The organism is Pseudomonas sp. TE3786 (assembly GCF_054057335.1).
On the sequence record NZ_JBSRZF010000030.1, the window covers coordinates 19,762 to 42,332 of the forward strand.

Below are 22,571 nucleotides of genomic sequence, written 5' to 3' on the forward strand. Positions count from 1 at the left end.
GGCCAGCATCCGCCTGGCAGCAGGAGGTCAGTTGGAGCTCATCAACTGATCGCTCATGGCCCGCGCGTGGCGATCGACGATGGTCGGTGCGAACGGCCGGCCGGACAGGCTGGTCATCGCCGTCACGCCACTGTTCATGTCGGCCAGGGCTACTCGCAGGTAGCTCCAGCGGGTATCCAGTTTCTTCTTCACCGCGGCGTCCTGCTGCGGCAGTTTGTTCATCTCGCCATCGATATCCGGTACCAGCAGGCGCTCGTCCTGACCGATGTACTGGTCGGCATGTTCGCGGGCCAGTTCCAGGCTGCCGACGTAGGAGCGGAACAGGTACTGCACCGACAGGTATTCAAGCTTTACCGGCAGCTCATCCACCGGCGTGGCGGGTGCCAGATCATGGGCGGCGATAAGGAAATCGCGCAGGGATTTGCTCAATTCCTTCTGGTAGCCCCAGGGCACGTCTTCCTCGTTGGGGCCGAAGGAAACACCGCGTTTGATCTGGGTAACAAGAATCTGCTGAGCCGCGCGCAACTCGCTGCTGGCTTGCGGGCTGCTTTGTACGGCTGCGGCGAGGGCAGCAAGGTCGCTGTCGACCCGTTCGGCGTAGCTGGCTTGGAAACCTTCACCGCGGTACAGCAGCAAGCTGCCCACCGCGCGGCAGGCCTGCACCTGCATTTGCTCCTGCGGCGTCTGGGCTTGCACCGCCGCCGTCGAGAGTGTCGCCAGCCCGGTCAACAGGCAGGCGAGCAGAATATGAAGCATGGACGTACAACGCATACCGAGGTGCTCCTTATTATTTTTGTGTTCTTCCCCGCGCAGTAGGGTACTGCACCGCTGCGATATGGAAATTAGCCCCAAAGAGTGATTTATGCAGCGATGCGTGACCAAGTGGTCGTTTTTTGCCGATGCCTTGGGCAAAAAGTGCTACTTGCGGCGCAACCCCATAGCCACGCTGGCCTACGAGTGAGGGTGAAAGCACCGAATCCGGACGAAAAAAAACCGCTCAACCAGAGGCGGAGCGGTCGGGAAGTAACGTTGATTGAGGAGCTACCGCCATCAACGTCAGGAGAACTGCAGCACGCGCCCGGAGCGCAGACGCGTGGGGGGTATCAACTGTCTTGCGCGGCTTTTTCGGCGGCCTTCTGGGTGGCGACCGCCTCGGCGTGGGCGCTTTGCTGTTGCTGGGCAATTGCAGCATTGCGTGCAACAAAGGCCGGCGACTCTTCAGCCAGGCTAAGTTGGGAGAAAAACAGCGAACTGGTGGCAAACAGGGCAGTAAAAATCAAAGTGCGTTGCATGGTGTGATCCTCATCTGGGCTCATCAGTGAAAGCCTGGCCAGTCTAAAGAGGAGCAAAACCTAGAAAAACCACGGTTTTGGAGATGAGCTATTACCTGAAATGCAACAGTAGTCAGGGTGCCCAGTGGGCCGGGTTATCGAGGATCGCCTCGTCCTGAGCGAACAGCGGCGGCAACTCGGCCTTGAGAAACTCCACCCAGGTTCTGATCTTCGCATCGAGAAAACGCCGCGATGGGTACAGCGCGTAGATATTGCGTTCGCGCAGCCGGTATTGCGGCAGCAGGCGCAGCAGGCTGCCGTCGAGCAGCGAAGGGCAGGCAACAAACGACGGTAGCAGGCAAAAGCCCATACCCGCCTGGGCGGCCTTGGCCAGCGACTCGGCGATATTCACCTGAAAGGCTTCGGTGGGCAGCACTTCGTAGCTGCCGTTGGCATCGTCCAGCAGCCAGTTGTCGACATACAGCGGGTCGAGCAGGCGCAGGTAGCGATGCTGGCGCAGGTCGGCCGGGCCTTGCGGAGTGCCGTGCTTGGCCAGGTAGCTTGGCGCGGCGCAGAGCACGCTGTACATGGGGCCGAGGTTTTGCGCCACCAGCTGCGAATCGGGCAGCTCGCGGGCGAAGGCGATGATCACGTCATGGCCATCTTCGATGGGGTCGGGATTGCGTTGCGACAGGGTCAGGTCGACCACCACCTGGGGATAACGCTCGGTGTACTTGGCCACCAAGCGGGTGATGTGCTGCAGGCCCAGGCCGGTCATGGTGTGGACCCGCAAGCGGCCGCTGGGGATCAGATGGGCACCACGGGCCTCGGCGGCGGCTTCGTCGACTTCACTGAGAATCTGCCGGCAACGCTGCAGGTAGCGCTCACCGGTTTCGGTCAGCGCCAGGCGGCGGGTGGTGCGGTGCAGCAGACGCGCTTGCAGCTGCTGCTCCAGCTCCGAGACCAGCCGCGACACCTGTGCAGTCGACAGCCCCAGGGCCTGGGCGGCGGCGGTAAAGCTGCCGGTGTCGATCACCCGGGCGAACACCCGCATGCTTTGTAAGGTGTCCATCACCCCTCCCTCGTTGTTGCCATTGTTACCCGCACTGTAAGGCTGCTTCACCAAAGGCGCTGATTATCTGGCCCTGGCGGCAAAATATACTGCCTGCCCTGAGCTGTCACCGCGCAGGCTTCGCCGTTGCCGGTTCTTTATCTTTTCTATTGGTTAATTCAGAGGTGCGCATGACTGCGGAGCAGCGCTTTGCTCGCCGCGTACGGGTCGCCATTGCGGCCTTCGTGCTGTTGTTTGGTTACTTTCTTGCGGCCGATCTGTGGATGCCCATCACGCCGCAGGCGCAACTGACGCGCCCGGTGCTGCGCATTGCCCCACGGGTCAGTGGCCAGGTGCTGGAAATTGCAGTGAGCAACAATGCCCATGTGCAGGCCGGGCAGTTGCTGTTCCGCCTCGACCCCGAGCCGTTCCGCCTGGCCGTGCACGCCGCCGAGTTGGCCCAGGAGCAGGCCGAGCAGAGCAACCAGCAGCTGGATGCCGCCCTCGCCGCCGCCCGCGCCGATCACCAGGCCGCCCTGGCCACCGCCAGCGAGCTGCAACGCGAAGGCGCGCGGCTGGCCAAGCTGTTGGCCACTCAGCATGTGTCACGCCAACTCTATGAACAAACCACCTCGCAGACTGCCGCCGCCCAAGCCAAGGTCGGCTCTGCCAATGCACGCATCCGTGAGCTGCTGGTGGAGCGCGGTGAGCCGGGCAGCGGCAACCTCGCCCTGCGTTTGGCCCGCAATGCGCTGGAGCAGGCCAAGCTGCAACTGGCCTATAGCGAAGTGCGCGCCGAACGCAGCGGCACCCTGAGCAACCTGCAGTTATCCATAGGTGCCTATGTGGCGGCTGGCAGCGCGGTGGCCGCGCAGGTGGCGGACGAAGCGGATATCAGCGCCGACTTCCGCGAAAAAGCCCTGCGCTATGTCGACCTGCAAGACCCCGCTTCGGTGGTGTTCGACGGCCTGCCGGGGCAGGTGTTTGCCGCCAGCGTCAGTGCCATTGATGCCGGGGTGAAAGAGGGCCAGCTGGAAGCCAACGGTGACCTCGCCGCGCCGGCCACTTCCGACCGCTGGGTGCGCGATGCGCAGCGCCAGCGTCTGCATGTGGCGCTGGACCAGGCGCTGCCGCAAGCGCTGCCCAGCGGGGCCAAGGCCACCGTGCAGCTGTACCCGCACGACGCGCCATTGGCGGCGTTTTTCGGCCGGGTGCAGATCCGTCTGATCAGCCTGTTGCACTACATCTACTAGGCCCCGCCATGAGCCTGCCAGCCCTTACCGACAACGGCTTGCGTCAGTGCCTGCGTATCGCCACGGGCTGCACCTTGGGGCTGTTTATCTGCAAGTTGATGGACTGGGACAACGGCTCGTTTTTCGCCGTGTACCCGATGTTGCTGCTGGGCCTGACGCCAGTCATCAACAGCCATGTCATCCGCCAATTCCTCGCCCAGGCCTTTCTGGCCTGTCTGGAAGTGCTGCTGATTTACGGCCTGTTTGGCGACCGGCCGCTTTTAATTGTGCCGCTGGTGTTCGCCTCATTCTTCTGGCGTTTTCGCCTGATGGCGCAAGGACCGCTGTTTATGTTCGGTGCCCTGGGCTGCGTGTTTCTATCGATGCTGCTGCACTTCGCCAGTTACCCGGAAACCCATCTGTATGACCTGGTCACCAGCAATGTGGTATCCGCCGTGCAGACTGTGCTGATCGCCTGGCTGATGTTCTTCCTGTTCCCCGACGCTGAACCCCGTCCGGCCCGCCCGCCGGAGGCCAAAGACCTGCCCAGCCAGCGGCATGAAGCGCTGCTCGGGGCTTGCATCGCCACCCTGTCGTTTATGTTGTTCCAGACCTTTGACTTGAAAGACTCACTGTCAGCGCAGATCGCCTCGATTCTGGTGCTGTTCCCCATGCACTGGACCGGCATCCGTTTCGCCGGGCGGATTCGCGCGCTGGGTACCTTGCTCGGTTGTGCGGTGGGTTTGCTGTTGCAGCTGGTGCTGTACGACCACTACGACGTGCTGCCGCTGGTGACCCTGCTGTACTGGATCGCCACCTTCTGCTGTGCGCGCATTCATACCCGTGAGGGCGTGCAAGGGGTGGGCTTTGGCGCGCTGACGACGATTGCCATCGTCTTCGGCCAGTACCTGACGCCCAGCCAGGACATGATGTTCAGCCTGGCGTATCGCCTGAGTTCGGTGTGTGTGGCGGTGTTTGTCACGCTGCTGGCGGTGTTCGCCCTGCACCGGTTGTTCAACCGGTTTGCCTCGATTCGGCATGCCAGCCATGAGCGCTGAGGGGTGAGTCAAAAGCATCGCGGCTGAAGCCCCTCCCACAAGGAACCGCGATCCAGTGTGGGAGGGGCTTCAGCCGCGAGCTTTTGATCTTGTGGATCAGATCTGCTTGAGCGCCTGCCAAACCTTGGGCTTGAAGAACAAGGTTTCGCCGCGCACCAGACCGGTGAGGCTGTCGTGGTCTTTCACCACTTCGGCCTCAATCAGTTCGTCCTGCGCCGGCACTTTCAAGGTCACCCGGGTGATCGCGCCGAGTGGGCGGATGTCGCGCACTTCAGCGGCCTGGTGGCCTTCGACTTCATGGCGGGAAAGCGAGATTTCGTGCGGGCGGAACAGCACATGCTCTTCGCCACCCAGGTGCAGGCGGTTGGAGTCGCCGAGGAAGTGGTAGACGAAGTCGCTGGCCGGGTTTTCGTATACCTCGCCCGGTGAGCCGATCTGCTCGATCACGCCCTTGTTCATCACCACGATGCGGTCGGCCACTTCCATGGCTTCTTCCTGGTCGTGGGTGACGAATACCGAAGTCAGGTTGATGTCTTCGTGCAGGCGCGCCAGCCAGCGGCGCAGCTCTTTACGCACCTTGGCGTCGAGGGCACCGAAGGGCTCGTCGAGCAGCAGCACTTTCGGTTCCACCGCCAGGGCGCGGGCCAGGGCGATACGCTGGCGCTGGCCACCGGAGAGTTGTTCCGGGTAGCGGTCGGCCAGCCAGTCGAGCTGCACCATGTTCAGCAGCTCGTGCACTTTTTCGGCGATACGGGTTTCAGTCGGACGCTCGCCTTTAGGCTTCATGCGCAGGCCGAAGGCGACGTTGTCGAACACCGTCATATGGCGGAACAAGGCGTAGTGCTGGAACACGAAACCGACATTGCGATCACGCACGTCATGGCCGGAGACGTCTTCGCCATGGAACACGATGCTGCCGTTATCCGGAGTTTCCAGGCCGGCAATAATGCGCAGCAGGGTGGTCTTGCCACAGCCCGAGGGGCCGAGCAGGGCCACCAGTTCGCCGCTGTGGATATCCAGATTGATCTGGTTGAGGGCCTTGAAGGCGTTGAAGTTCTTACTGACGTTACGGACTTCGATACTCATGACTTATTCCTCGTCCGCTTTGGCTTTCAGGCGGGTGATACGGGACTCGCTCCACTGCTTGAGCAGAAGGATGAACAGCGCCAGGATCAGCAGCAGGCTGGCCACAGCAAAGGCAGCGACGTGGTTGTATTCGTTGTAGAGAATTTCAACGTGCAGCGGCAGGGTGTTGGTCACGCCGCGGATATGCCCGGACACCACCGACACCGCGCCGAACTCGCCCATGGCCCGTGCGGTACAGAGCACCACGCCATAGATCAGACCCCATTTGATATTCGGCACGGTCACATGCCAGAACATCTGCCAGCCGTTGGCACCCAGCAGGCGTGCGGCTTCTTCTTCCTGGGTGCCTTGTTCCTGCATCAGCGGAATCAGTTCACGGGCCACGAACGGCACGGTGACGAAGATGGTCGCCAGCACGATGCCCGGCAGGGCGAAGACGATCTGGATATCGTGGTCCTGCAGCCAGGGTCCGAACAGGCCCTGGGCACCGAACATCAGCACATAGACCAGACCGGCGATCACCGGCGATACCGAGAACGGCAGATCGATCAGGGTCACCAGAATGCTTTTGCCCTTGAACGAATACTTGCTTACGCACCAGGCGGCGCTGACACCGAATACCAGGTTGAGCGGTACCGAAATCAGCACGGCAATCACCGTCAGCTTGAGGGCCGACAGCGCGTCCGGTTCGAAGATCGCGGTGAAGAATGCGCCCAGGCCGTTTTTCAGACCTTGGGACACCACGATAAACAGCGGTAGTAGCAGAAACAGGAAAAACACCAGCCAGCACAGGCTGATCAGCACACGTCGCGCATTCACGCTGCCACGGCGGGCGGCGTTGGCAGAAGCGGCGGCGCTAAGCGATGGAGAAGACATGGCGCGCTCCTTAGGGCTTTTCAATGCGACGTTGGAGGAGGTTGATCAGCAGCAGCAAGACAAACGACACCACCAGCATCAGCACGCCAATGGAGGTGGCACCGCGGTAGTCGTACTGGTCGAGCTTGACCATGATCAGCAGCGGCAGGATCTCGGTTTTCATCGGCATATTGCCGGCGATGAAAATCACCGATCCGTACTCGCCAACGCCCCGGGCAAAGGCCAGGGCAAAGCCGGTCAGCCAGGCGGGCAGCAGGGCCGGGGCAAGAATATAGCGAAACACCTGGAAGGGCTTGGCACCCAGGCAGGCGGCGGCTTCTTCCACTTCGCGGGGAATGTCGGCAAGCACCGGCTGCACCGTGCGCACCACGAAGGGCAGGGTCACAAAGGTCAGCGCCAGGGTAATACCCAGCGGGGTGTAGGCAATCTTGAAACCGAGGTCAGCGGCGAACTGGCCGACCAGGCCGGTGGGGGTGTACAGCGCGGTAAGCGCGATACCGGCAACGGCAGTGGGCAGGGCGAACGGCAGATCGATCATCGCGTCGATGACCTTGCGCCCCGGAAAGGTGTAACGCACCAACACCCAGGCCAGCAGGGTGCCGATCACGCCATTGATCAGCGCGGCATACAGCGCCGTACCGAAGCTCAGCTTGAGCGCGGCGATTACGCGGGGAGCGGTGATGATGGCCCAGAATTGCTCCCAGGTCAGGTGGGCGGCGTGGACGAACATGGCCGCCAGCGGAATCAGCACAATCAGACTGAGGTACACCAGGGTGTAGCCCAGCGTCAGCCCGAAGCCGGGTATGACGGGGGAGATCTTGCGTGACATACGTATCCTTCTCGGAAGCTACTGCGCTCGGTAATACGGCGTTGGCCGGGTGGGGGAAAATGCGCATTGGCTACAGCCAACTGCGCTTTTTCCCCCACCCGGCCGCCTTGTCTTACCTTCGCTCGCTACGCTTCCGACTTCTCGAGTACTGCTCGAAAGCGTTTGGATTGAAAAGCTGCTTAACGATTACTGGGCTTGGTAGATCTGGTCGAACACGCCGCCATCGTTAAAGAATTTCGGTTGCGCAGTTTTCCAGCCGCCGAAGTCCTTGTCGATAGTCACCAGGTCCAGTTTGGGGAATTGGCCGGCGTACTTGGCCGCTACCTTCTCGTCACGTGGACGGTAGAAGTTCTTCGCCGCGATTTCCTGGCCAGCCGGGCTGTACAGGTGTTTCAGGTACTCGGTGGCGATTTCGGTGGTGCCTTTTTTCTCGGCGTTCTTGTCGACTACAGCCACTGGCGGCTCGGCCAGGACCGACAGCGAAGGCACGACGATGTCGAACTTGTCGGCACCGCCATCTTCTTTAAGGGCCAGGAAGGCTTCGTTTTCCCAGGCCAGCAGCACGTCACCCTGACCGTTGTTGACGAAGGTGATGGTTGAGCCGCGAGCACCGGTGTCCAGAATCGGTACGTGCTTGTACAGCTGCTCTACGTAGTCTTTGGCTTTGGCTTCGCTGCCACCGGCTTTCAGGCCATAGGCCCAGGCGGCGAGGAAGTTCCAGCGCGCACCACCGGAGGTTTTCGGGTTCGGGGTGATGACCGACACGTCTTTCTTGATCAGATCGCCCCAGTCCTTGATGCCTTTAGGGTTGCCCTTGCGCACCAGGAACACGATGGTCGAGGTGTACGGCGTGCTCGATTGCGGCAGACGGGTTTGCCAGTTTTCCGGCAGGGTTTTGCCCAGCTTGGCGATTTCGTCGATGTCACCGGCCAGCGCCAAGGTAACCACGTCGGCACGCAGACCATCGATCACGGCGCGGCCTTGTTTGCCCGAACCACCGTGGGATTGCTGGATAACGACTTTGTCGTCCTTGTGGCTTTGTTGCCAGAATTTGATGAACTCGGCGTTGTACTCCTGGTACAGCTCGCGAGTTGGGTCATACGAAACGTTCAGCAGCTCGTAATCCTTGGCGACGGCGGTACCGGCGAAGAGGGCGCTGGTCAAAGCTGCCAAAGCGAAACGGCGAATGGACATGGTGTAACTCCTAAGATTTCAAATTTTGTTCAAGTGTTGTGGCTGAGTTTCTTATGAGGGTTTCCGCATTCGCGGCTGCCAGCGTGACCGCTGCTGGCTGGTGTTTCGATTACGGCTGCTACAAGGGTTCTGGGTGTTCATCGTGCTGCCCTCCGGTCGTCCAGTAGGCGGTGGTTCAATTCGCGATCAGGCTTGCTTGCCAGCGGCCGGTGGCTGCAGGCGGAATTTCTCTTTGCGCTCGATCTGTACGACCTGGCCGTTGTGCACGGTGATTTCCACCGAGCCAAAACGCAGGCCCTGCAGGGCTGCGGAAATTTCGCGGAGGATGCCGGCTTCGTCCTGGCCCTCAACGCTTCGAAGGGGTGCGCTCATCTATCTGCTCCTTGAAAAAATGCCCTGGCCTGTTGGTGATAAGTGGGCGTGGTCAGTGGGCGTGGAGCGGATAGTAGGGGGCGGCCAATATTCTTAAAAATACTATTTAAGAATTTTTATATAACCATTTTGTTTTTTTGGTCGAGCCCATCTCTATACCGCGACGCGCGCGAGCGCCGCGCCTCTGGAAAAAAGGCTGGAGAGCTTGGAAATAGAGGGCTTGAGGGGCGGTTAAGGAAGGCCGTAGGCGGCTTTTTGCCATGATCAAAATTGCGTTAAAGGTATAAGTAAATAATTTCTTATTCCTTAACGAGTATATGACCGCTCCCTATACTGGCCTCCACACGTACTTCGCAGGAGGCGTTTCCCATGCGCAGCGAATCGATCCGCTATCTGATAGTGCCTGGCTGGCAAGGCTCGCCGGACGAGCACTGGCAAAGCCATTGGCAACGCAGCCTGCCCAACAGCCAGCGGGTTGAGCAAGCCGATTGGCTTAATCCCGATCGCGCCGCCTGGGTCAGCGAACTCGACCGCGCGGTTGCCGCGCAATCGACGCCGGTGATCCTGATTGCCCACAGCCTGGGTTGCGTCACCGTCGCCCATTGGGCGGCCGGCGCGCCGGTGGAATTGTTGCGCCGGGTACAAGGCGCGTTGTTGGTGGCACCGGCGGATGTCGAGCGTCCGGCCTGCCCGGAAGCCTTGAAAGGCTTCGCACCCATCCCCCGCGAGCTGCTGCCGTTTCCCAGCCAGCTGGTGGGCTCCGACAACGACCAGGCCGCCAGTGCCGCGCGCGCCATTGAACTGGGCCGCGACTGGGGTGCCGAGGCGGCGATTCTCAGTGGGGTCGGCCATATCAATGTGAAGTCTGGCCATCAGCGCTGGGAGCGTGGTTTTTCCTACCTGTACCGCCTGCAGAACCGCATCGAACAGCACGCCCGCCGCAGCGCCTGATTCGTCGCACCCGCTGATTTTTTCGTTACCAAGCCGCTGTGCCAGCAGCCGGCTTGGTCTGGAGTTTTCGTCATGTCCCGCACTGAACACCCCGGCCAGCCCTTGCTGACCTTTCCCGACGCCGATAAAAGCCCGCTGAGCATCCGCGCCAAGGCGCTGGTGTTTATCGACGTCCGCTCGCGGCAGCTGCGCGCAGAGGTCAGCCAGCTGGCCCCCAGCCATTTGCCGGTGCTGATTCAGGGCGAGATGGGTACCGGCAAGGAGTTGCTGGCCCGCCATATCCATCGCGAAAGCGACCGCGCCGGGCTGTTCGTGGCCTTGAGCTGCAGCAGCCTGAGTCAGAACCACGCCGAGGCCGAGCTGTTCGGCTACGCCGCTGGCGCCCACAGCGGTGCAGCTAGCAGCCGTGCCGGCTGGTTTGGTTCGGCCAATGGCGGCACCCTGTACCTGGACGAAATCGGCGATTTGCCGCTGGCGCTGCAAGACAAGCTGCTGGCCGCCCTGGAAAACCGCGAAGTCACCCGCGTCGGTGCCAGTCTGGCCACGCCAGTGGATGTGCGCCTGGTCGCCGCCACCAGTATCGACCTCGGCCAGGCGGTGGACGCCGGCAAGTTTCACCCGCGCTTGTACCAGTACCTCAACGAAGGACGCCTGGCGCTGCCGCCGCTACGCGAGCGCATCGGCGATATCCTGCCGATGGCCGAATACTTTCTCGGCATCTACACCCAGCGCCTCGGTCTGCCGATGCCGCTGATTGGCGCTGCTGCTCAGCAGGTGCTGGAGTGGCATCCGTGGCCGGGCAACACCCGCGAACTGGAGAACGTTATTCACTTTGCCCTGCTGGTCAGCAGCGGCGCGGAGATTCTGCCCGAACACCTGGAACTGGCTGGCGTGCGCGCGCCATTGAGCGCCATCGAGCAGCAACTGCGCGAATGGCTGAGTCGTGCTGGCGCCGATGGCGCGCTGCAGTTGCAGCAGCTGCTACAGCGGGTGGTCGGCTAGGCTTTGCGCCACACACTGGCCAGCCAGGGCTGTTGCTCGCGGGGCAGGCCGGTGGGCCGGTAGTAGTGCTCCAGCTCGACGAAGCCGGCGTCACCGAGGTATTGCTGCCAGGCCGCCAGGTCGTGGTAACTGCCATAGCGCGGGCCGTTCCAGCCCTCCTGGTTATCGCCGCGGGGATTGGAGCTGAACAGCACGCCGCCGGGTTTCAGGCAGGCATGCAACTGGCGCAACACCCGCGGCAACTCCTGGCTGGGAACATGGAACAGCACGGCATTGGCGAACACCCCGTCGAAGCGTTCGGCCGGCAGCTCCAGCGCCAGAAAGTCCTGATGCCATACCTCGCAACCGCTGTCGTCGCGAGCCATCTGGGCAAAGCTCGCCGAGCCATCTAGGCCCACCGGTACGTGGCCCATGTCGCGGAACACCTTCAGATCGCGGCCCGGGCCGCAGCCGAAATCGAGAATCTGCAGCGGCGCTGTCGCCGTGATATGGCGCAGCAGGGCGGCAATGTTCTGGCTGACGTCGTGGTCGCGGGTGCCCTCGCGAAAGCTTTCTGCGCTCTGGTTGTAGTGCTGCAGGGTGAGGGCGGTGATCTGGGTGAGTTGCTCGGGGGACAGGGGCATGGCGGCTTAAGGGTTTTGTGAAGGATGACCATTATCCATAGGAGCGGCCGGTCCGGCGCTCTGATCTTCAAGAGCATCGCGGCTGAAGCCGATCCTACGAGACGGCGAAGGCTTTGGGTTTAACGCCAAACTTGTTGCGGTACTCGCTGGGCGAAAGATTGGTGATCTTCTTGAACGCGCTGCGAAACGCGCCCGGGTCCTGATAGCCCACGGTCCAGGCGATATGGTCGACCGTGCCATTGGTGAATTCGAGCATTTCCCGCGCCTTGCCGACTTTCACATGCTGGCAATACTCGGTGGGCTTCAGTCCGGTGGCTGCGCGGAAGCGGCGTAAAAACGTCCGCGCTTCCAGGCCGGCGCAACTGGCCATGGCGCTGAGGCTGACATCCACCGCGCCATTGCCCTGCAGCCAATGCTGCACCTTGAGCACCGCGGCATCGCCATGGGCGAGGATGGGGGCGAAATTGCTGCCGCATTCGCGGGCACTGTCGCTGTGTTCCACCATCAGATAACGCGCGGTGCGGGTGGCGATGCTCGGGCCGAGCAGGCGGTCGACCAGGCGCAGGCCGATTTCCGCCCAGGCCATCAGGCCGCCGGTGGTGATGATGTCGCCGTCGTCGATGATGGGCTTATCGACATCCACCTTCACCTTGGGGAACTGGCCGGCCAACTCTTCGCCGTGGGTCCAGTGCGTGGTGGCCTTGCGGCCGTCCAGCAGGCCGGTAATGGCTAGCAGAAAAGCCCCCAGGCAGATCGAACCGACGATGGCACCCTGTTCGTGGCTGGCCTTGATCCACTCGGCCAGTGGCTGGGCTTCCCGCACGCTGGGCATCTCGGCCAGGGACGGCGGAATGACTATCGCGCCAAGGCGGCTGGTGCTGCCCGGCAGGCTGTCGAAACGGCGTTGCAGCGGGGCATCGTAGCTGTCGGCGCTCCAGTGGCTGACCCGCAACTGCGGTAGCTGGTCGGAGTCCTGTTCGTTGGCCATGCGGTTGGCCACCGCGAACAGATCGGTCAGGCCATGCACGGCGGCCGTCTGCGCACCGGGATACACCAATAGGCCAATCTCCAGCACGGGTCGGGTTGCACGCTTTGTCATTTTTTCCACCGCTATTGTCGTTCCGGCTAATCCTCGGCCGCGTTGCCTTGGCCAATACTTCAACCACGCAAACAACCTACCCAGCTGAAACGAGGAACACACCATGTCCAAACGAGCGCTCATCGTAGTCGATATCCAGAATGACTACTTCTCCTCCGGCAAGTGGCCGCTGGTAGGCGCTGAAGCCGCCGCCGCCAAGGCTGTGCAAGTGATTGGGGCGTTCCGCGCTGCGGGTGATCTGGTGGTGCATATCCGCCATGAAGCCACGGACAAGGACGCGCCGTTTTTCGTTGCTGGCTCCGAAGGCGCGCAGATCCACCCGAGCGTCATCAACCAGGGCAACGAGCCGGTTATCGTCAAACACCACATCAACTCGTTCCGCGAAACCGAGCTGAAGGCCGTGCTCGACCAGCATGGCATCGACAGCCTGGTGATCGTCGGCAGCATGAGCCATATGTGCACCCATGGCATTGCCCGCGCCGCAGTGGACCTGGGTTACCACACCACGGTTATCCACGACGCCTGTGCCACTCTGGATCTGGAGTTCGACGGCGTGAAGGTTCCGGCCGCTCAAGTGCATGCTGCATTTATGGCTGCGCTGGCCTTCGGGTATACCCCGTTGCTGTCTACCGCGGACTTTCTGGCGTGATCAGCAAGACTTTTTAAGTCACAAAACGGTGCCGAGCACTAAATTTGGTGTTGCGCGTGACCGGTATCGTGATCATGTTTTGCGAAATGTGTCTAATATTCTTAAAAAGCATTAAAAACAAACTAATAAGTCTTTTTAGATTTATACATTTTTTATTACTGTTGCGCGGTCGTAAACGGGCCCCCCGGGACGACCCGCACCAAGGCAGCTGAATCCTCGATCCGCGTCCCCCGCTCGTGATCTCCCTTGCAGTGTCGGAAAACTAAAAGAACTGCATCTGGAGCAAGCACCATGACCAAATCTCCTTTGGCCGCCGCCGTACTTCTGGGCCTTATCGCTCAGCAAGCTGGTGCCGCCGGTTTCGTTGAAGACAGCAAGGCCACTCTGGGTCTGCGTAACTTTTACTACGACAACAACGTGAAGCACTCCGACAACGCGCCGTCCGCGCAAGAGTGGGGCCAAGGCTTCCTGTTCAACTACACCTCGGGCTTTACCCAAGGCCCCGTTGGTTTTGGTCTGGACGTAGTTGGTCTGTCCGGCATCAAGTTGGATTCCGGTGGCACCAATACCAAAGCCGACCGTAGCCGCACCCCAGGTGCCCTGTTCCCGCTGGAAAGCGACGGCAGCGCCACCGATAGCTACGGCAAAGCCGGCGCTACCGCCAAAGTACGCGTTTCGAAAACCGAAGGTCGTCTGGGTACCCTGCAGCCAAAACTGCCAGTCGTAACCTTCAACGACGGTCGCCTGCTGCCACAACTGTTCAACGGTGGCCAGGTTACATCGAACGAAATCGACGGTCTGACCCTGATCGCCGGTCAGCTGGAAAACACCAAAACCCGTAGCTCCACCGACAACGTCGGCCTGCGTGTAGCGGGTGCTCAAGTGGTTCGCGGCCAACAAGCTGACACCAACAAGTTCTACTACGCCGGTGGTGACTACAAAATCACCAAAGACCTGACCGCGCAGTACTACTACGGCAACCTGGACGACTTCTACAAACAGCACTTCCTCGGCCTGATCCACAACTGGGCTATTGGTCCAGGCGTGCTGAAATCCGACCTGCGCTATTTCGACAGCAGCTCCGACGGCAAGAACAGCAGCGCAGCAGGTCGTGCTGATGGCTACGGCGCTACCGGTTACTACGGTAATACCCCAGCCGGCGCGGCCATCGTTCGCGGCGAAGTGGACAACCGCACTTGGAGCGGCTTCTTCACCTACACCCTCGGTGCCCACGCGCTGAGCGCTGGCTACCAGCAAGTGTCGGGCGACAGTGCTTTCCCATACCTCAACCAGGGTGATGGTTCGACCGCTTACCTGATCACCGACCGTCAGATCGGCAAGTTCCAGAACGCCGGCGAGCGTACCTGGGTGACTGAATACGGCTACGACTTCACCTCCGTAGGCGTGCCGGGCCTGAAAGCCGTTGCTACTTACCTCAAAGGCGACAACATCGACACCGCCTCTGGCGATGCCAAAGAGTGGGAACGTGACTTCCGCATTGACTACGTGCTGCAAGACGGTGCTCTGAAAGGCCTGGGCCTGACCTGGCGTAACGCGAGCCAGCGCGGCAACTTCGCGGCTGACAACGACGAAAACCGCCTGATCGTCAGCTACACCCTGCCGCTGTTGTAAGAACAAACGCAGTAAAAAAGCCGGGCATCTGCCCGGCTTTTTTGTGCCCGTAATTTTTCCAACGGCTGTTTCGGAATTTTTTCTCCGTTCCACAGCTTTCACCCTATTCACCTGCCGCCCGCGTCCTAACTCCAACGCCCAACGATCTCATGAAAATCCGCTTCCTCAATTGCGCTCAGCTCTACGGAAGGGAAAAACATGCGGTTAATTACGCAAAGGCTGCTGATGTCTTACCTGATGGTAAGCATCGTATTTTCTCCAGTGGCCCCAGTTCTGGCACAGGAGGCCGCCAAGCCCGAAAAACAGCCACTACCGGAGCTAGGCTCCTCCGCAGCTGAGCACGCAACAGCCGCCACGCCCTCGCCAGCACGCGAGCGCTCAGCCGATTGGTTGTCGCCAGCGGGCACCGATAGCGACTTGGCGCCCAGCGTAATGCGCAACCGCAGCCAAGGCTTCGAGCAAGCCGCGACGCAGGGTGCCAACATGCTTTCGGGCACGGCCAGCGAGGCCGCCGAGTCGTGGTTTGCCAGCCATAACCTCACCTCCAAGCTCGACCTTAATGTTGATCACCAAGGTTTCCGGGGCGGCAGCCTGGATGTTCTGGTGCCCTTCTACAAAGCGGGGCAGAACCTGGTCTTCACGCAAGTCGGGGTACGCCGCGCCGACACCTACACCAAGGATCATCGCAACACCGTCAACCTGGGGCTGGGCTATCGGCGCGACGTGGCCAACTGGCTGCTCGGCGTGAACAGCTTCTACGACCGCGATCTCACCGGCAAAAATGATCGCTTGGGCCTGGGTGTTGAAGCCTGGACCGATTTCCTCAAGCTGAGCGCTAACAGTTACCTGCCACTTTCCCAGTGGAAGGCCTCGGCGGATATGCCCGACTTTTTCGAGCGCCCCGCCAAGGGGTGGGATATACGCGGCGAAGGTTACCTGCCGGCCTATCCACAATTGGGCAGCAGAGTGGCGTTCGAGCAGTACTACGGCAAACAGGTGAGTCTGTTTTCTTCCGATGACCGCCAGAAAGATCCTCACGCCTTGACCCTGGGGGTTATTTACAACCCGGTGCCATTGATTGGCTTGAGCGTGGACCACCGTATGGGGCAGGCGGGTCTGAGCGATACCTCGGCCACCCTCTCGCTCACCTATCGCCTGGGTGAGTCGCTGCGCAAGCAGCTGGCCAGCGCCAACCTGGCCGCCAGCCATCGTCTGGAGAACATGCGCTACGACCTGGTTTCGCGTAACAACGAAATTGTGCTCGACCACCAAGCCGTTGAAACCCAGCTGCGGCTGCCGGAAGTTCTTTCTGCCAGTGCAGCGACTACGGTGAAGTTCGCCATAACCGGCATTGCCAACCTGCACTCGCTCAGTTGGGTCGGCACCGCCGCCGGTTTTGCTCTGCCTTGCAACGGCAGCAGTTTCGGCGAGCTGAATGTACCCACCTATGCCGCTGGCGCCAGCGCCTTGTATGCAGCTCGGCAAGTCGATGGCAGCAATACCTACACCCTGCAGCTTGTCGGCACCGACAAGTACGGACGTGCCGTCGTCTCCAACGTGATGACCTTGGTCGTGCAAGCGGTAGCTTTGGCGGTGACAGCCAGTCCCGCATCCATCGTGGCGGACAGAACCAGCACCTCCACCCTCAGCACAATCGTCAGCGATACCAACGGTAAGCCGGTGGCAAACACCACCGTGACCTGGACCACCACCGCAGGCTCGCTGGATAAAACCAGCTCGGTGACCGGCGCCAATGGTGTGGCCACCGTACAGCTCACCAGTTCGGCCACGGCCGGCATTGCCACTGTTGAAGCGAGTTCGGGTGGTGCCCGTAACACTACCGATGTGAGCTTTGTAGCGGGTAGACCGGCTGCTGTAGGGGGCGTGAGCGTTTCGTCGAGTTCCATCGTTGCCAACGGCACCAGCACCACGACCATCAGTACCGTAGTCAAAGATGCCAATGGCAACCCGGTTCCGAACGCGGACGTCACCTGGACAACTACCAACGGGACGCTGGACAAAACCACTTCCAAAACCGATGCCAATGGCGTCGCGACGGTCCAACTGACCAGTTCCACTACTGCCGGTAAGGCCACTGTAGAAGCCACCTCGGGCGGTGCGCATAACTCGACGGAAGTGACCTTCGTGGCTGGTGCACCGGCTGCAGTGACCGGTGTGACCGCATCTTCGCCCTCCATCGTTGCCAATGGTACGAGTACCTCGACCATCAGCACCGTGGTGAAGGACGCCAATGGCAACCCGGTTCCGGGTGCGACGGTTAACTGGACCACCACCGGTGGTACGTTAAATAAAACCAGCTCGGTAACTGATGCCAATGGCGCGGCCAGTGCTGTGCTGACCAGCGCGACTGCGGCCGGTACGGCGACCGTCACCGCCACCTCAGGCAGCGCGCATAACTCGACCGCGGTGAATTTCGTGGCTGGCGCACCGGCTGCAGTGACCGGTGTGGCCGCGTCCTCACCATCCATCGTTGCCAATGGCACAAGCACCACGACCATCAGTACGGTAGTCAAAGATGCCAATGGCAACCCGGTTCCGAACGCGGACGTTACCTGGACAACTAGCAACGGAACGCTGGACAAAACCACGTCGAAAACCGATGCCAATGGCGTCGCGACGGTCCAACTGACCAGTCCGACTTCTGCCGGCAAGGCAACTGTTGAGGCCACTTCAGGCAGTGCGCATAACTCGACGGAAGTGACCTTCGTAGCAGGTGCACCGGCCGCGGTGACCGGTGTGACCGCGTCTTCGCCATCCATCGTTGCCAATGGTACGAGTACCTCGACCATCAGCACCGTGGTGAAGGACGCCAATGGCAACCCGGTTCCGGGTGCGACGGTTAACTGGACCACCACCGGTGGCACGTTAAATAAAGCCAGCTCGGTAACTGATGCCAATGGCGTGGCCAGTGCTGTGCTGACCAGCGCGACTGCCGCCGGCAAGGTAACTGTTGAAGCTACCTCAGGCAGTGGCCGTAACTCGACCGAAGTGACCTTTGTAGCAGGTGCACCGGCAGCGGTGACCGGTGTGGCAGCCTCCTTGCCAACAATCGTTGCCAATGGCGCGAGCACCTCGATCATCAGCACCGTGGTGAAGGACGCCAATGGCAACCCGGTGCCTGGTGCAACGGTTAACTGGACCACCACGGGCGGCACCTTGGATAAAACCAGCTCGGTGACTGATGCCAATGGCGTGGCCAGTGTTGTGCTGACCAGCTCGACTTCGGCTGGTACGGCGACCGTTACCGCTACCTCCGGCAGTGCACATAACTCGACGGACGTGAATTTTGTCGCAGGTGCACCGGCTGCGGTGACAGGTGTAACCGCGTCTTCGCCAGCAATCGTTGCCAACGGCACGAGCACCTCGAACATCAGTACCGTGGTGAAGGATGCCAATGGGAATCCGGTGCCTAATGCGGACGTTACCTGGACAACCACCGGCGGCACGCTGAATAAAGCGACGTCGAAAACGGACGCCAATGGCCTGGCGACGGTTCAACTGACCAGTTCGACTACTGCCGGTACAGCGACCGTCACCGCCGCTTCCGGGGCCATTCGCGGTTCGACGGATGTCAGCTTCGTAGCCGGCGCACCGGCTGCGGTGACCGGTGTGACCGCGTCCTCGCCCTCAATCGTTGCCAACGGTACAAGCACCTCGACCATCAGCACCGTGGTGAAGGACGCCAATGGCAACCCGGTTGCTGGTGCAACGGTGAACTGGTCCACCACGGGCGGCACCCTGGATAAAACCAGCTCGGTGACTGATGCCAATGGCGTGGCCAGTGCAGTGCTGACCAGCTCGATTAATGCCGGTGCGGCGACCGTCACGGCCTCTTCAGGCAGTGCGCATAACTCGACGGATGTGACGTTCGTAGCAGGTACACCGGCCGCGGTGGCCGGTGTGGCCGCGTCCTCGCCATCCATCGTTGCCAACGGCACAAGCACCACGACCATCAGCACTGTGGTGAAGGATGCCAATGGCAACCCGGTTCCGAATGCGGACGTTACCTGGACAACTACCGGCGGCACGCTGGACAAAACCACGTCCAAAACCGCCGCAAATGGCGTCGCCACTGTAGTGCTGACCAGCTCGACTACCGCCGGTACGGCAACTGTCACCGCGACCTCGGGCGGTGCGCATAACTCGACGGATGTGACGTTCGTAGCAGGTACACCGGCTGCAGTGACTGGCGTGACAGCGTCCTCGCCATCAATCGTTGCCAACGGCACAAGCACCACGCGCGTGAGCACTGTGGTGAAAGACGCCAATGGCAATCCGGTTGCTGGCGCGACCGTTAACTGGACCACTACTGGCGGCACGCTGGATAAAACCAGTTCGGTAACTGATGCCAATGGTGTCGCGACAGTTCAACTGACCAGTCCGACTAGTGCCGGTACGGCGACCATTACCGCCACCTCAGGCAGTGCGCATAGCTCGACGGATGTGACGTTCGTAGCAGGTACACCGGCTGCAGTGACTGGCGTGACAGCGTCTTCGCCAGCAATCGTTGCCAATGGCACAAGCACCTCGAACATCAGTACCGTGGTGAAGGATGCCCAGGGCAACCCGGTGCCTGGTGCTACGGTCAATTGGACCACCACAGGCGGTACGCTGGATAAAAGCAGCTCAGTGACAGATGCCAACGGTGTGGCGACTGTGCAAGTGACCAGTCCGACTACCGCCGGCAAAGCAACTGTTGAGGCCACCTCAGGCACTGGGCATAGCTCGACGGAGGTTACCTTTGTAGCGGGTGCACCGGCTGCGGTGGGTGGCATGACCGCATCCTCGCCTTCAATCGCCGCCGATGGCACCAGCACCACCACCATCAGTACCGTGGTGAAGGACGCCAATGGCAACCCGGTTGCTGGCGCAACGGTTAACTGGACCACCACCGGTGGCACGTTAAATAAAGCCAGCTCGGTAACTGATGCCAATGGCGTGGCCAGTGCTGTGCTGACCAGCTCGACTGCGGCTGGTACGGCGACCGTTACCGCCACCTCAGGCAGCGCACAAAACTCGACCGCGGTGAATTTTGTGGCTGGCGCACCGGCTGCAGTGACCGGCGTGGCCGCGTCCTTGCCAACAATTGTTGCCAATGGCACGAGCACCTCGATCATCAGCACCGTGGTGAAAGACGCCAATGGCAACCCTGTTGCTGGTGCAACGGTTGACTGGACCACCACGGGCGGCACCTTGGATAAAACCAGCTCGGTGACTAATGCCAATGGTGTGGCCAGCGCTGTGCTGACCAGCTCGATTAATGCCGGTGCGGCGACCGTCACGGCCTCTTCAGGCAGTGCGCATAACTCGACGGATGTGACGTTCGTAGCAGGTTCACCGGCCGCGGTGACCGGTGTGACCGCGTCCTCGCCATCAATCATCGCCAACGGCACAAGCACCTCGACCATCAGCACTGTGGTGAAGGATGCCAATGGCAACCCGGTTGCTGGTGCGACCGTTAACTGGACCACCACGGGCGGCACGCTGGATAAAAACAGCTCAGTGACGGATGCCAATGGTGTGGCCAGTGCTGTGCTGACCAGTTCGACTACTGCCGGTACAGCGACCGTCACGGCCGCTTCCGGGGCCGTTCGCGGTTCGACGGATGTCAGCTTCGTAGCCGGCGCACCGGCTGCTGTTACCGGCGTGGCAGCGTCCTCGCCATCAATCGCCGCCGATGGCACCAGCACCACAACCATCAGTACCGTGGTGAAAGATGCCAATGGCAACCCGGTTGCTGGCGCAACGGTTAACTGGACCACAACCGGCGGCACCCTGGATAAAACCAGTTCGGTGACTGACGCCAATGGTGTCGCGACGGTTCAATTGACCAGTCCGACTACCGCCGGCAAGGCAACTGTTGAGGCCACCTCTGGCGGTGCGCACAGCTCTACGGAAGTGAACTTTGTAGCAGGTGCACCGGCATCGGTGACCGGTGTGACAGCGTCCTCGCCGTCAATCATTGCCAATGGTACAAGCACCTCGACCATCAGCGCCGTAGTGAAAGATGCCAGTGGCAACCCGGTTGCTGGTGCGACCGTTAACTGGACCACCACGGGCGGCACGCTGGATAAAACCAGCTCAGTGACGGATGCCAATGGCGTGGCCAGTGCTGTGCTGACCAGCTCGACTTCGGCCGGTACGGCGACCGTTACGGCTACATCCGGAACCGCTCACAATTCTACGGATGTGAATTTCGTAGCCGGCGCACCGGCTGCTGTTACCGGCGTGGCAGCGTCCTCGCCATCAATCATCGCCAACGGCACCAGCACCTCGACCATCAGCACTGTGGTGAAAGACGCCAATGGCAATCCGGTTGCGGGTGCGACCGTTAACTGGACCACCACGGGCGGCACGCTGGATAAAACCAGCTCAGTGACGGATGCCAATGGGGTTGCCAGTGCTGTGCTGACCAGCTCGACTTCGGCCGGTACGGCGACCGTTACGGCTGCATCCGGGACTGCACATGGTTCGACGGATGTGAATTTCTTAGCCGGTACACCGGCGACGGTAACCGGCGGGACGGCCTCCTCGGCAACAATCGCCGCCAACGGCACCAGCACCACAACCATCAGCACCGTGGTGAAGGACGCCAACGGCAACCCGGTTCCCAATGCCGATGTTACCTGGACGACTACCAACGGCACGTTGGATAAAACCACGTCGAAAACCGATGCCAACGGTGTAGCCACTGTAGAACTGACTAGCTCGACTACCGCCGGCAAGGCAACCGTTGAGGCCAACTCGGGGACTGGGCAAGGCTCGACCGAGGTGACCTTCGTAGCGGGTGCGCCGGCTGTGGTTAGTGGCGTGACCGCGGCCTCGCCATCCATCGTTGCCAACGGCACCAGTACCACCACCGTCAGCAGCGTAGTGAAGGATGCCAATGGCAATCCGGTAGCGGGGGCGACGGTCAACTGGACCACCACCGGCGGCACCCTGGATAAAACCAGTTCGGTAACTGATGCCAATGGTGTGGCGACGGTTCAATTGACCAGTCCGACTACCACCGGCAAGGCAACCGTTGAGGCCACCTCAGGCACTGGGCATAGCTCGACGGAGGTTACCTTTGTAGCGGGTGCGCCGGCTGCGGTGGCTGGCGTGACAGCGTCCTCGCCATCAATCGCCGCCGATGGCACCAGCACCACAACCATCAGCAGCGTGGTGAAGGACGCCAATGGCAATCCGGTGCCTAATGCCGATGTTGCTTGGACGACCACCAACGGCACGTTGGATAAAGCGACGTCGAAAACCGATGCCAACGGTGTTGCCGCTGTAGAGCTGACCAGTTCGACCACTGCCGGTACGGCGACCGTTACGGCTGCATCCGGGACCGCGCATGGTTCGACGGATGTGAGCTTTGTGGCGGCTGCGGCGGCGACTGTAACCATCACGTCTTCTCCAGGCTCCATCGTTGCCAACGGCACCAGCACTTCGGCTATCAGTTCTGTGGTGAAGGATGCCAATGGCAATCCGGTTGCCAATGTTGACGTTACCTGGACAACCACGAGCGGCACGCTGAACAAAGCCACGTCGAAAACCGATGCCCATGGCGTTGCCACTGTCGTTCTGACCAGCTCGACTACGGCGGGCAGGGCGACAGTTGCAGCAACTTCGGGAGCTGC

General features: G+C 61.0%; 17 protein-coding genes. 7 read left to right on the forward strand and 10 right to left on the reverse strand.

Annotation, left to right across the window (positions count from 1 at the left end):
- Positions 1-27: 27 nt before the first annotated feature.
- The 3 genes from ACVW0Y_RS22780 to ACVW0Y_RS22790 form a co-directional block, all read right to left on the reverse strand.
- Complete coding sequence (locus ACVW0Y_RS22780) at positions 28-771, reverse strand: hypothetical protein (protein WP_457441503.1); 744 nt, start codon at positions 769-771, stop codon at positions 28-30.
- A gap of 332 nt (positions 772-1,103) precedes the next feature.
- Positions 1,104-1,292: a hypothetical protein gene (locus ACVW0Y_RS22785; RefSeq protein WP_457441505.1), complete on the reverse strand. Its 189-nt coding sequence runs from the start codon at positions 1,290-1,292 to the stop codon at positions 1,104-1,106.
- A gap of 112 nt (positions 1,293-1,404) precedes the next feature.
- The gene (locus tag ACVW0Y_RS22790) at positions 1,405-2,343 is read right to left on the reverse strand and encodes a LysR family transcriptional regulator (RefSeq protein WP_457441507.1); all 939 of its coding nucleotides are present in this window, start codon (positions 2,341-2,343) and stop codon (positions 1,405-1,407) included.
- Between the two features lie 170 nt (positions 2,344-2,513).
- Between ACVW0Y_RS22790 and ACVW0Y_RS22795 the strand changes: the two genes are divergently transcribed.
- Positions 2,514-3,575, forward strand: a complete 1,062-nt coding sequence (locus ACVW0Y_RS22795) for an HlyD family secretion protein (RefSeq protein ID WP_457441509.1) — start codon at positions 2,514-2,516, stop codon at positions 3,573-3,575.
- Between the two features lie 8 nt (positions 3,576-3,583).
- Positions 3,584-4,612: a DUF2955 domain-containing protein gene (locus tag ACVW0Y_RS22800; protein WP_457441511.1), complete on the forward strand. Its 1,029-nt coding sequence runs from the start codon at positions 3,584-3,586 to the stop codon at positions 4,610-4,612.
- A gap of 96 nt (positions 4,613-4,708) precedes the next feature.
- On the opposite strand, the gene ACVW0Y_RS22805 is transcribed toward ACVW0Y_RS22800, so the two are convergent.
- The 5 genes from ACVW0Y_RS22805 to oscA all read right to left on the reverse strand — a co-directional run bounded on the left by ACVW0Y_RS22805 (position 4,709) and on the right by oscA (position 8,969).
- A complete protein-coding gene (locus ACVW0Y_RS22805) occupies positions 4,709-5,698 on the reverse strand; it encodes a sulfate/molybdate ABC transporter ATP-binding protein (RefSeq protein WP_457441513.1) in 990 nt (329 codons plus the stop codon).
- Between the two features lie 3 nt (positions 5,699-5,701).
- The gene (gene cysW / locus ACVW0Y_RS22810; protein WP_457441514.1) at positions 5,702-6,574 is read right to left on the reverse strand and encodes a sulfate ABC transporter permease subunit CysW; all 873 of its coding nucleotides are present in this window, start codon (positions 6,572-6,574) and stop codon (positions 5,702-5,704) included.
- A 10-nt stretch (positions 6,575-6,584) separates the two neighbouring features.
- Positions 6,585-7,403 (reverse strand): sulfate ABC transporter permease subunit CysT, encoded by an 819-nt coding sequence (gene cysT, locus ACVW0Y_RS22815; RefSeq protein WP_457441516.1) that lies wholly within the window; start codon positions 7,401-7,403, stop codon positions 6,585-6,587.
- Between the two features lie 186 nt (positions 7,404-7,589).
- Positions 7,590-8,597 (reverse strand): sulfate ABC transporter substrate-binding protein, encoded by a 1,008-nt coding sequence (locus tag ACVW0Y_RS22820; RefSeq protein ID WP_457441518.1) that lies wholly within the window; start codon positions 8,595-8,597, stop codon positions 7,590-7,592.
- A 186-nt stretch (positions 8,598-8,783) separates the two neighbouring features.
- Positions 8,784-8,969, reverse strand: coding sequence for a sulfur starvation response protein OscA (gene oscA / locus ACVW0Y_RS22825; protein WP_108095379.1), 186 nt, complete (start codon positions 8,967-8,969; stop codon positions 8,784-8,786).
- 369 nt (positions 8,970-9,338) lie between these two features.
- On the opposite strand from oscA, the gene ACVW0Y_RS22830 reads away from it, so the two are divergent.
- Both ACVW0Y_RS22830 and ACVW0Y_RS22835 read left to right on the forward strand, forming a co-directional pair.
- Complete coding sequence (locus ACVW0Y_RS22830; protein WP_457441521.1) at positions 9,339-9,920, forward strand: alpha/beta hydrolase; 582 nt, start codon at positions 9,339-9,341, stop codon at positions 9,918-9,920.
- 72 nt (positions 9,921-9,992) lie between these two features.
- Positions 9,993-10,922, forward strand: a complete 930-nt coding sequence (locus tag ACVW0Y_RS22835) for a sigma-54-dependent transcriptional regulator (protein WP_457441523.1) — start codon at positions 9,993-9,995, stop codon at positions 10,920-10,922.
- Here the strand turns inward: ACVW0Y_RS22835 and ACVW0Y_RS22840 are convergent.
- Both ACVW0Y_RS22840 and ACVW0Y_RS22845 read right to left on the reverse strand, forming a co-directional pair.
- Complete coding sequence (locus ACVW0Y_RS22840) at positions 10,919-11,545, reverse strand: class I SAM-dependent methyltransferase (RefSeq protein ID WP_457441525.1); 627 nt, start codon at positions 11,543-11,545, stop codon at positions 10,919-10,921. The two genes, ACVW0Y_RS22835 and ACVW0Y_RS22840, sit on opposite strands and share 4 nt — an antisense overlap.
- Before the next feature lie 94 nt (positions 11,546-11,639).
- Entirely contained in the window at positions 11,640-12,644 is a 1,005-nt protein-coding gene (locus ACVW0Y_RS22845) for a GlxA family transcriptional regulator (RefSeq protein ID WP_457441527.1), read from the reverse strand.
- 103 nt (positions 12,645-12,747) lie between these two features.
- Between ACVW0Y_RS22845 and ACVW0Y_RS22850 the strand changes: the two genes are divergently transcribed.
- From ACVW0Y_RS22850 to ACVW0Y_RS22860, 3 genes are all read left to right on the forward strand, one after another.
- Complete coding sequence (locus ACVW0Y_RS22850) at positions 12,748-13,293, forward strand: cysteine hydrolase family protein (RefSeq protein WP_457441529.1); 546 nt, start codon at positions 12,748-12,750, stop codon at positions 13,291-13,293.
- 291 nt (positions 13,294-13,584) lie between these two features.
- Entirely contained in the window at positions 13,585-14,925 is a 1,341-nt protein-coding gene (locus tag ACVW0Y_RS22855; RefSeq protein ID WP_457441530.1) for an OprD family porin, read from the forward strand.
- 432 nt (positions 14,926-15,357) lie between these two features.
- Positions 15,358-22,571 (forward strand): Ig-like domain-containing protein (locus tag ACVW0Y_RS22860; RefSeq protein ID WP_457441532.1); only part of this gene is annotated, 7,214 nt, incomplete at its 3' end.

Coding starts and splice junctions, on each gene's coding strand:
- ACVW0Y_RS22780 (WP_457441503.1), bottom strand. CDS start 771: ATGCGTTGTACGTCCATGCTTCATATTCTGCTCGCCTGCCTGTTGACC.
- ACVW0Y_RS22785 (WP_457441505.1), bottom strand. CDS start 1,292: ATGCAACGCACTTTGATTTTTACTGCCCTGTTTGCCACCAGTTCGCTG.
- ACVW0Y_RS22790 (WP_457441507.1), bottom strand. CDS start 2,343: ATGGACACCTTACAAAGCATGCGGGTGTTCGCCCGGGTGATCGACACC.
- ACVW0Y_RS22795 (WP_457441509.1), top strand. CDS start 2,514: ATGACTGCGGAGCAGCGCTTTGCTCGCCGCGTACGGGTCGCCATTGCG.
- ACVW0Y_RS22800 (WP_457441511.1), top strand. CDS start 3,584: ATGAGCCTGCCAGCCCTTACCGACAACGGCTTGCGTCAGTGCCTGCGT.
- ACVW0Y_RS22805 (WP_457441513.1), bottom strand. CDS start 5,698: ATGAGTATCGAAGTCCGTAACGTCAGTAAGAACTTCAACGCCTTCAAG.
- cysW (WP_457441514.1), bottom strand. CDS start 6,574: ATGTCTTCTCCATCGCTTAGCGCCGCCGCTTCTGCCAACGCCGCCCGC.
- cysT (WP_457441516.1), bottom strand. CDS start 7,403: ATGTCACGCAAGATCTCCCCCGTCATACCCGGCTTCGGGCTGACGCTG.
- ACVW0Y_RS22820 (WP_457441518.1), bottom strand. CDS start 8,597: ATGTCCATTCGCCGTTTCGCTTTGGCAGCTTTGACCAGCGCCCTCTTC.
- oscA (WP_108095379.1), bottom strand. CDS start 8,969: ATGAGCGCACCCCTTCGAAGCGTTGAGGGCCAGGACGAAGCCGGCATC.
- ACVW0Y_RS22830 (WP_457441521.1), top strand. CDS start 9,339: ATGCGCAGCGAATCGATCCGCTATCTGATAGTGCCTGGCTGGCAAGGC.
- ACVW0Y_RS22835 (WP_457441523.1), top strand. CDS start 9,993: ATGTCCCGCACTGAACACCCCGGCCAGCCCTTGCTGACCTTTCCCGAC.
- ACVW0Y_RS22840 (WP_457441525.1), bottom strand. CDS start 11,545: ATGCCCCTGTCCCCCGAGCAACTCACCCAGATCACCGCCCTCACCCTG.
- ACVW0Y_RS22845 (WP_457441527.1), bottom strand. CDS start 12,644: ATGACAAAGCGTGCAACCCGACCCGTGCTGGAGATTGGCCTATTGGTG.
- ACVW0Y_RS22850 (WP_457441529.1), top strand. CDS start 12,748: ATGTCCAAACGAGCGCTCATCGTAGTCGATATCCAGAATGACTACTTC.
- ACVW0Y_RS22855 (WP_457441530.1), top strand. CDS start 13,585: ATGACCAAATCTCCTTTGGCCGCCGCCGTACTTCTGGGCCTTATCGCT.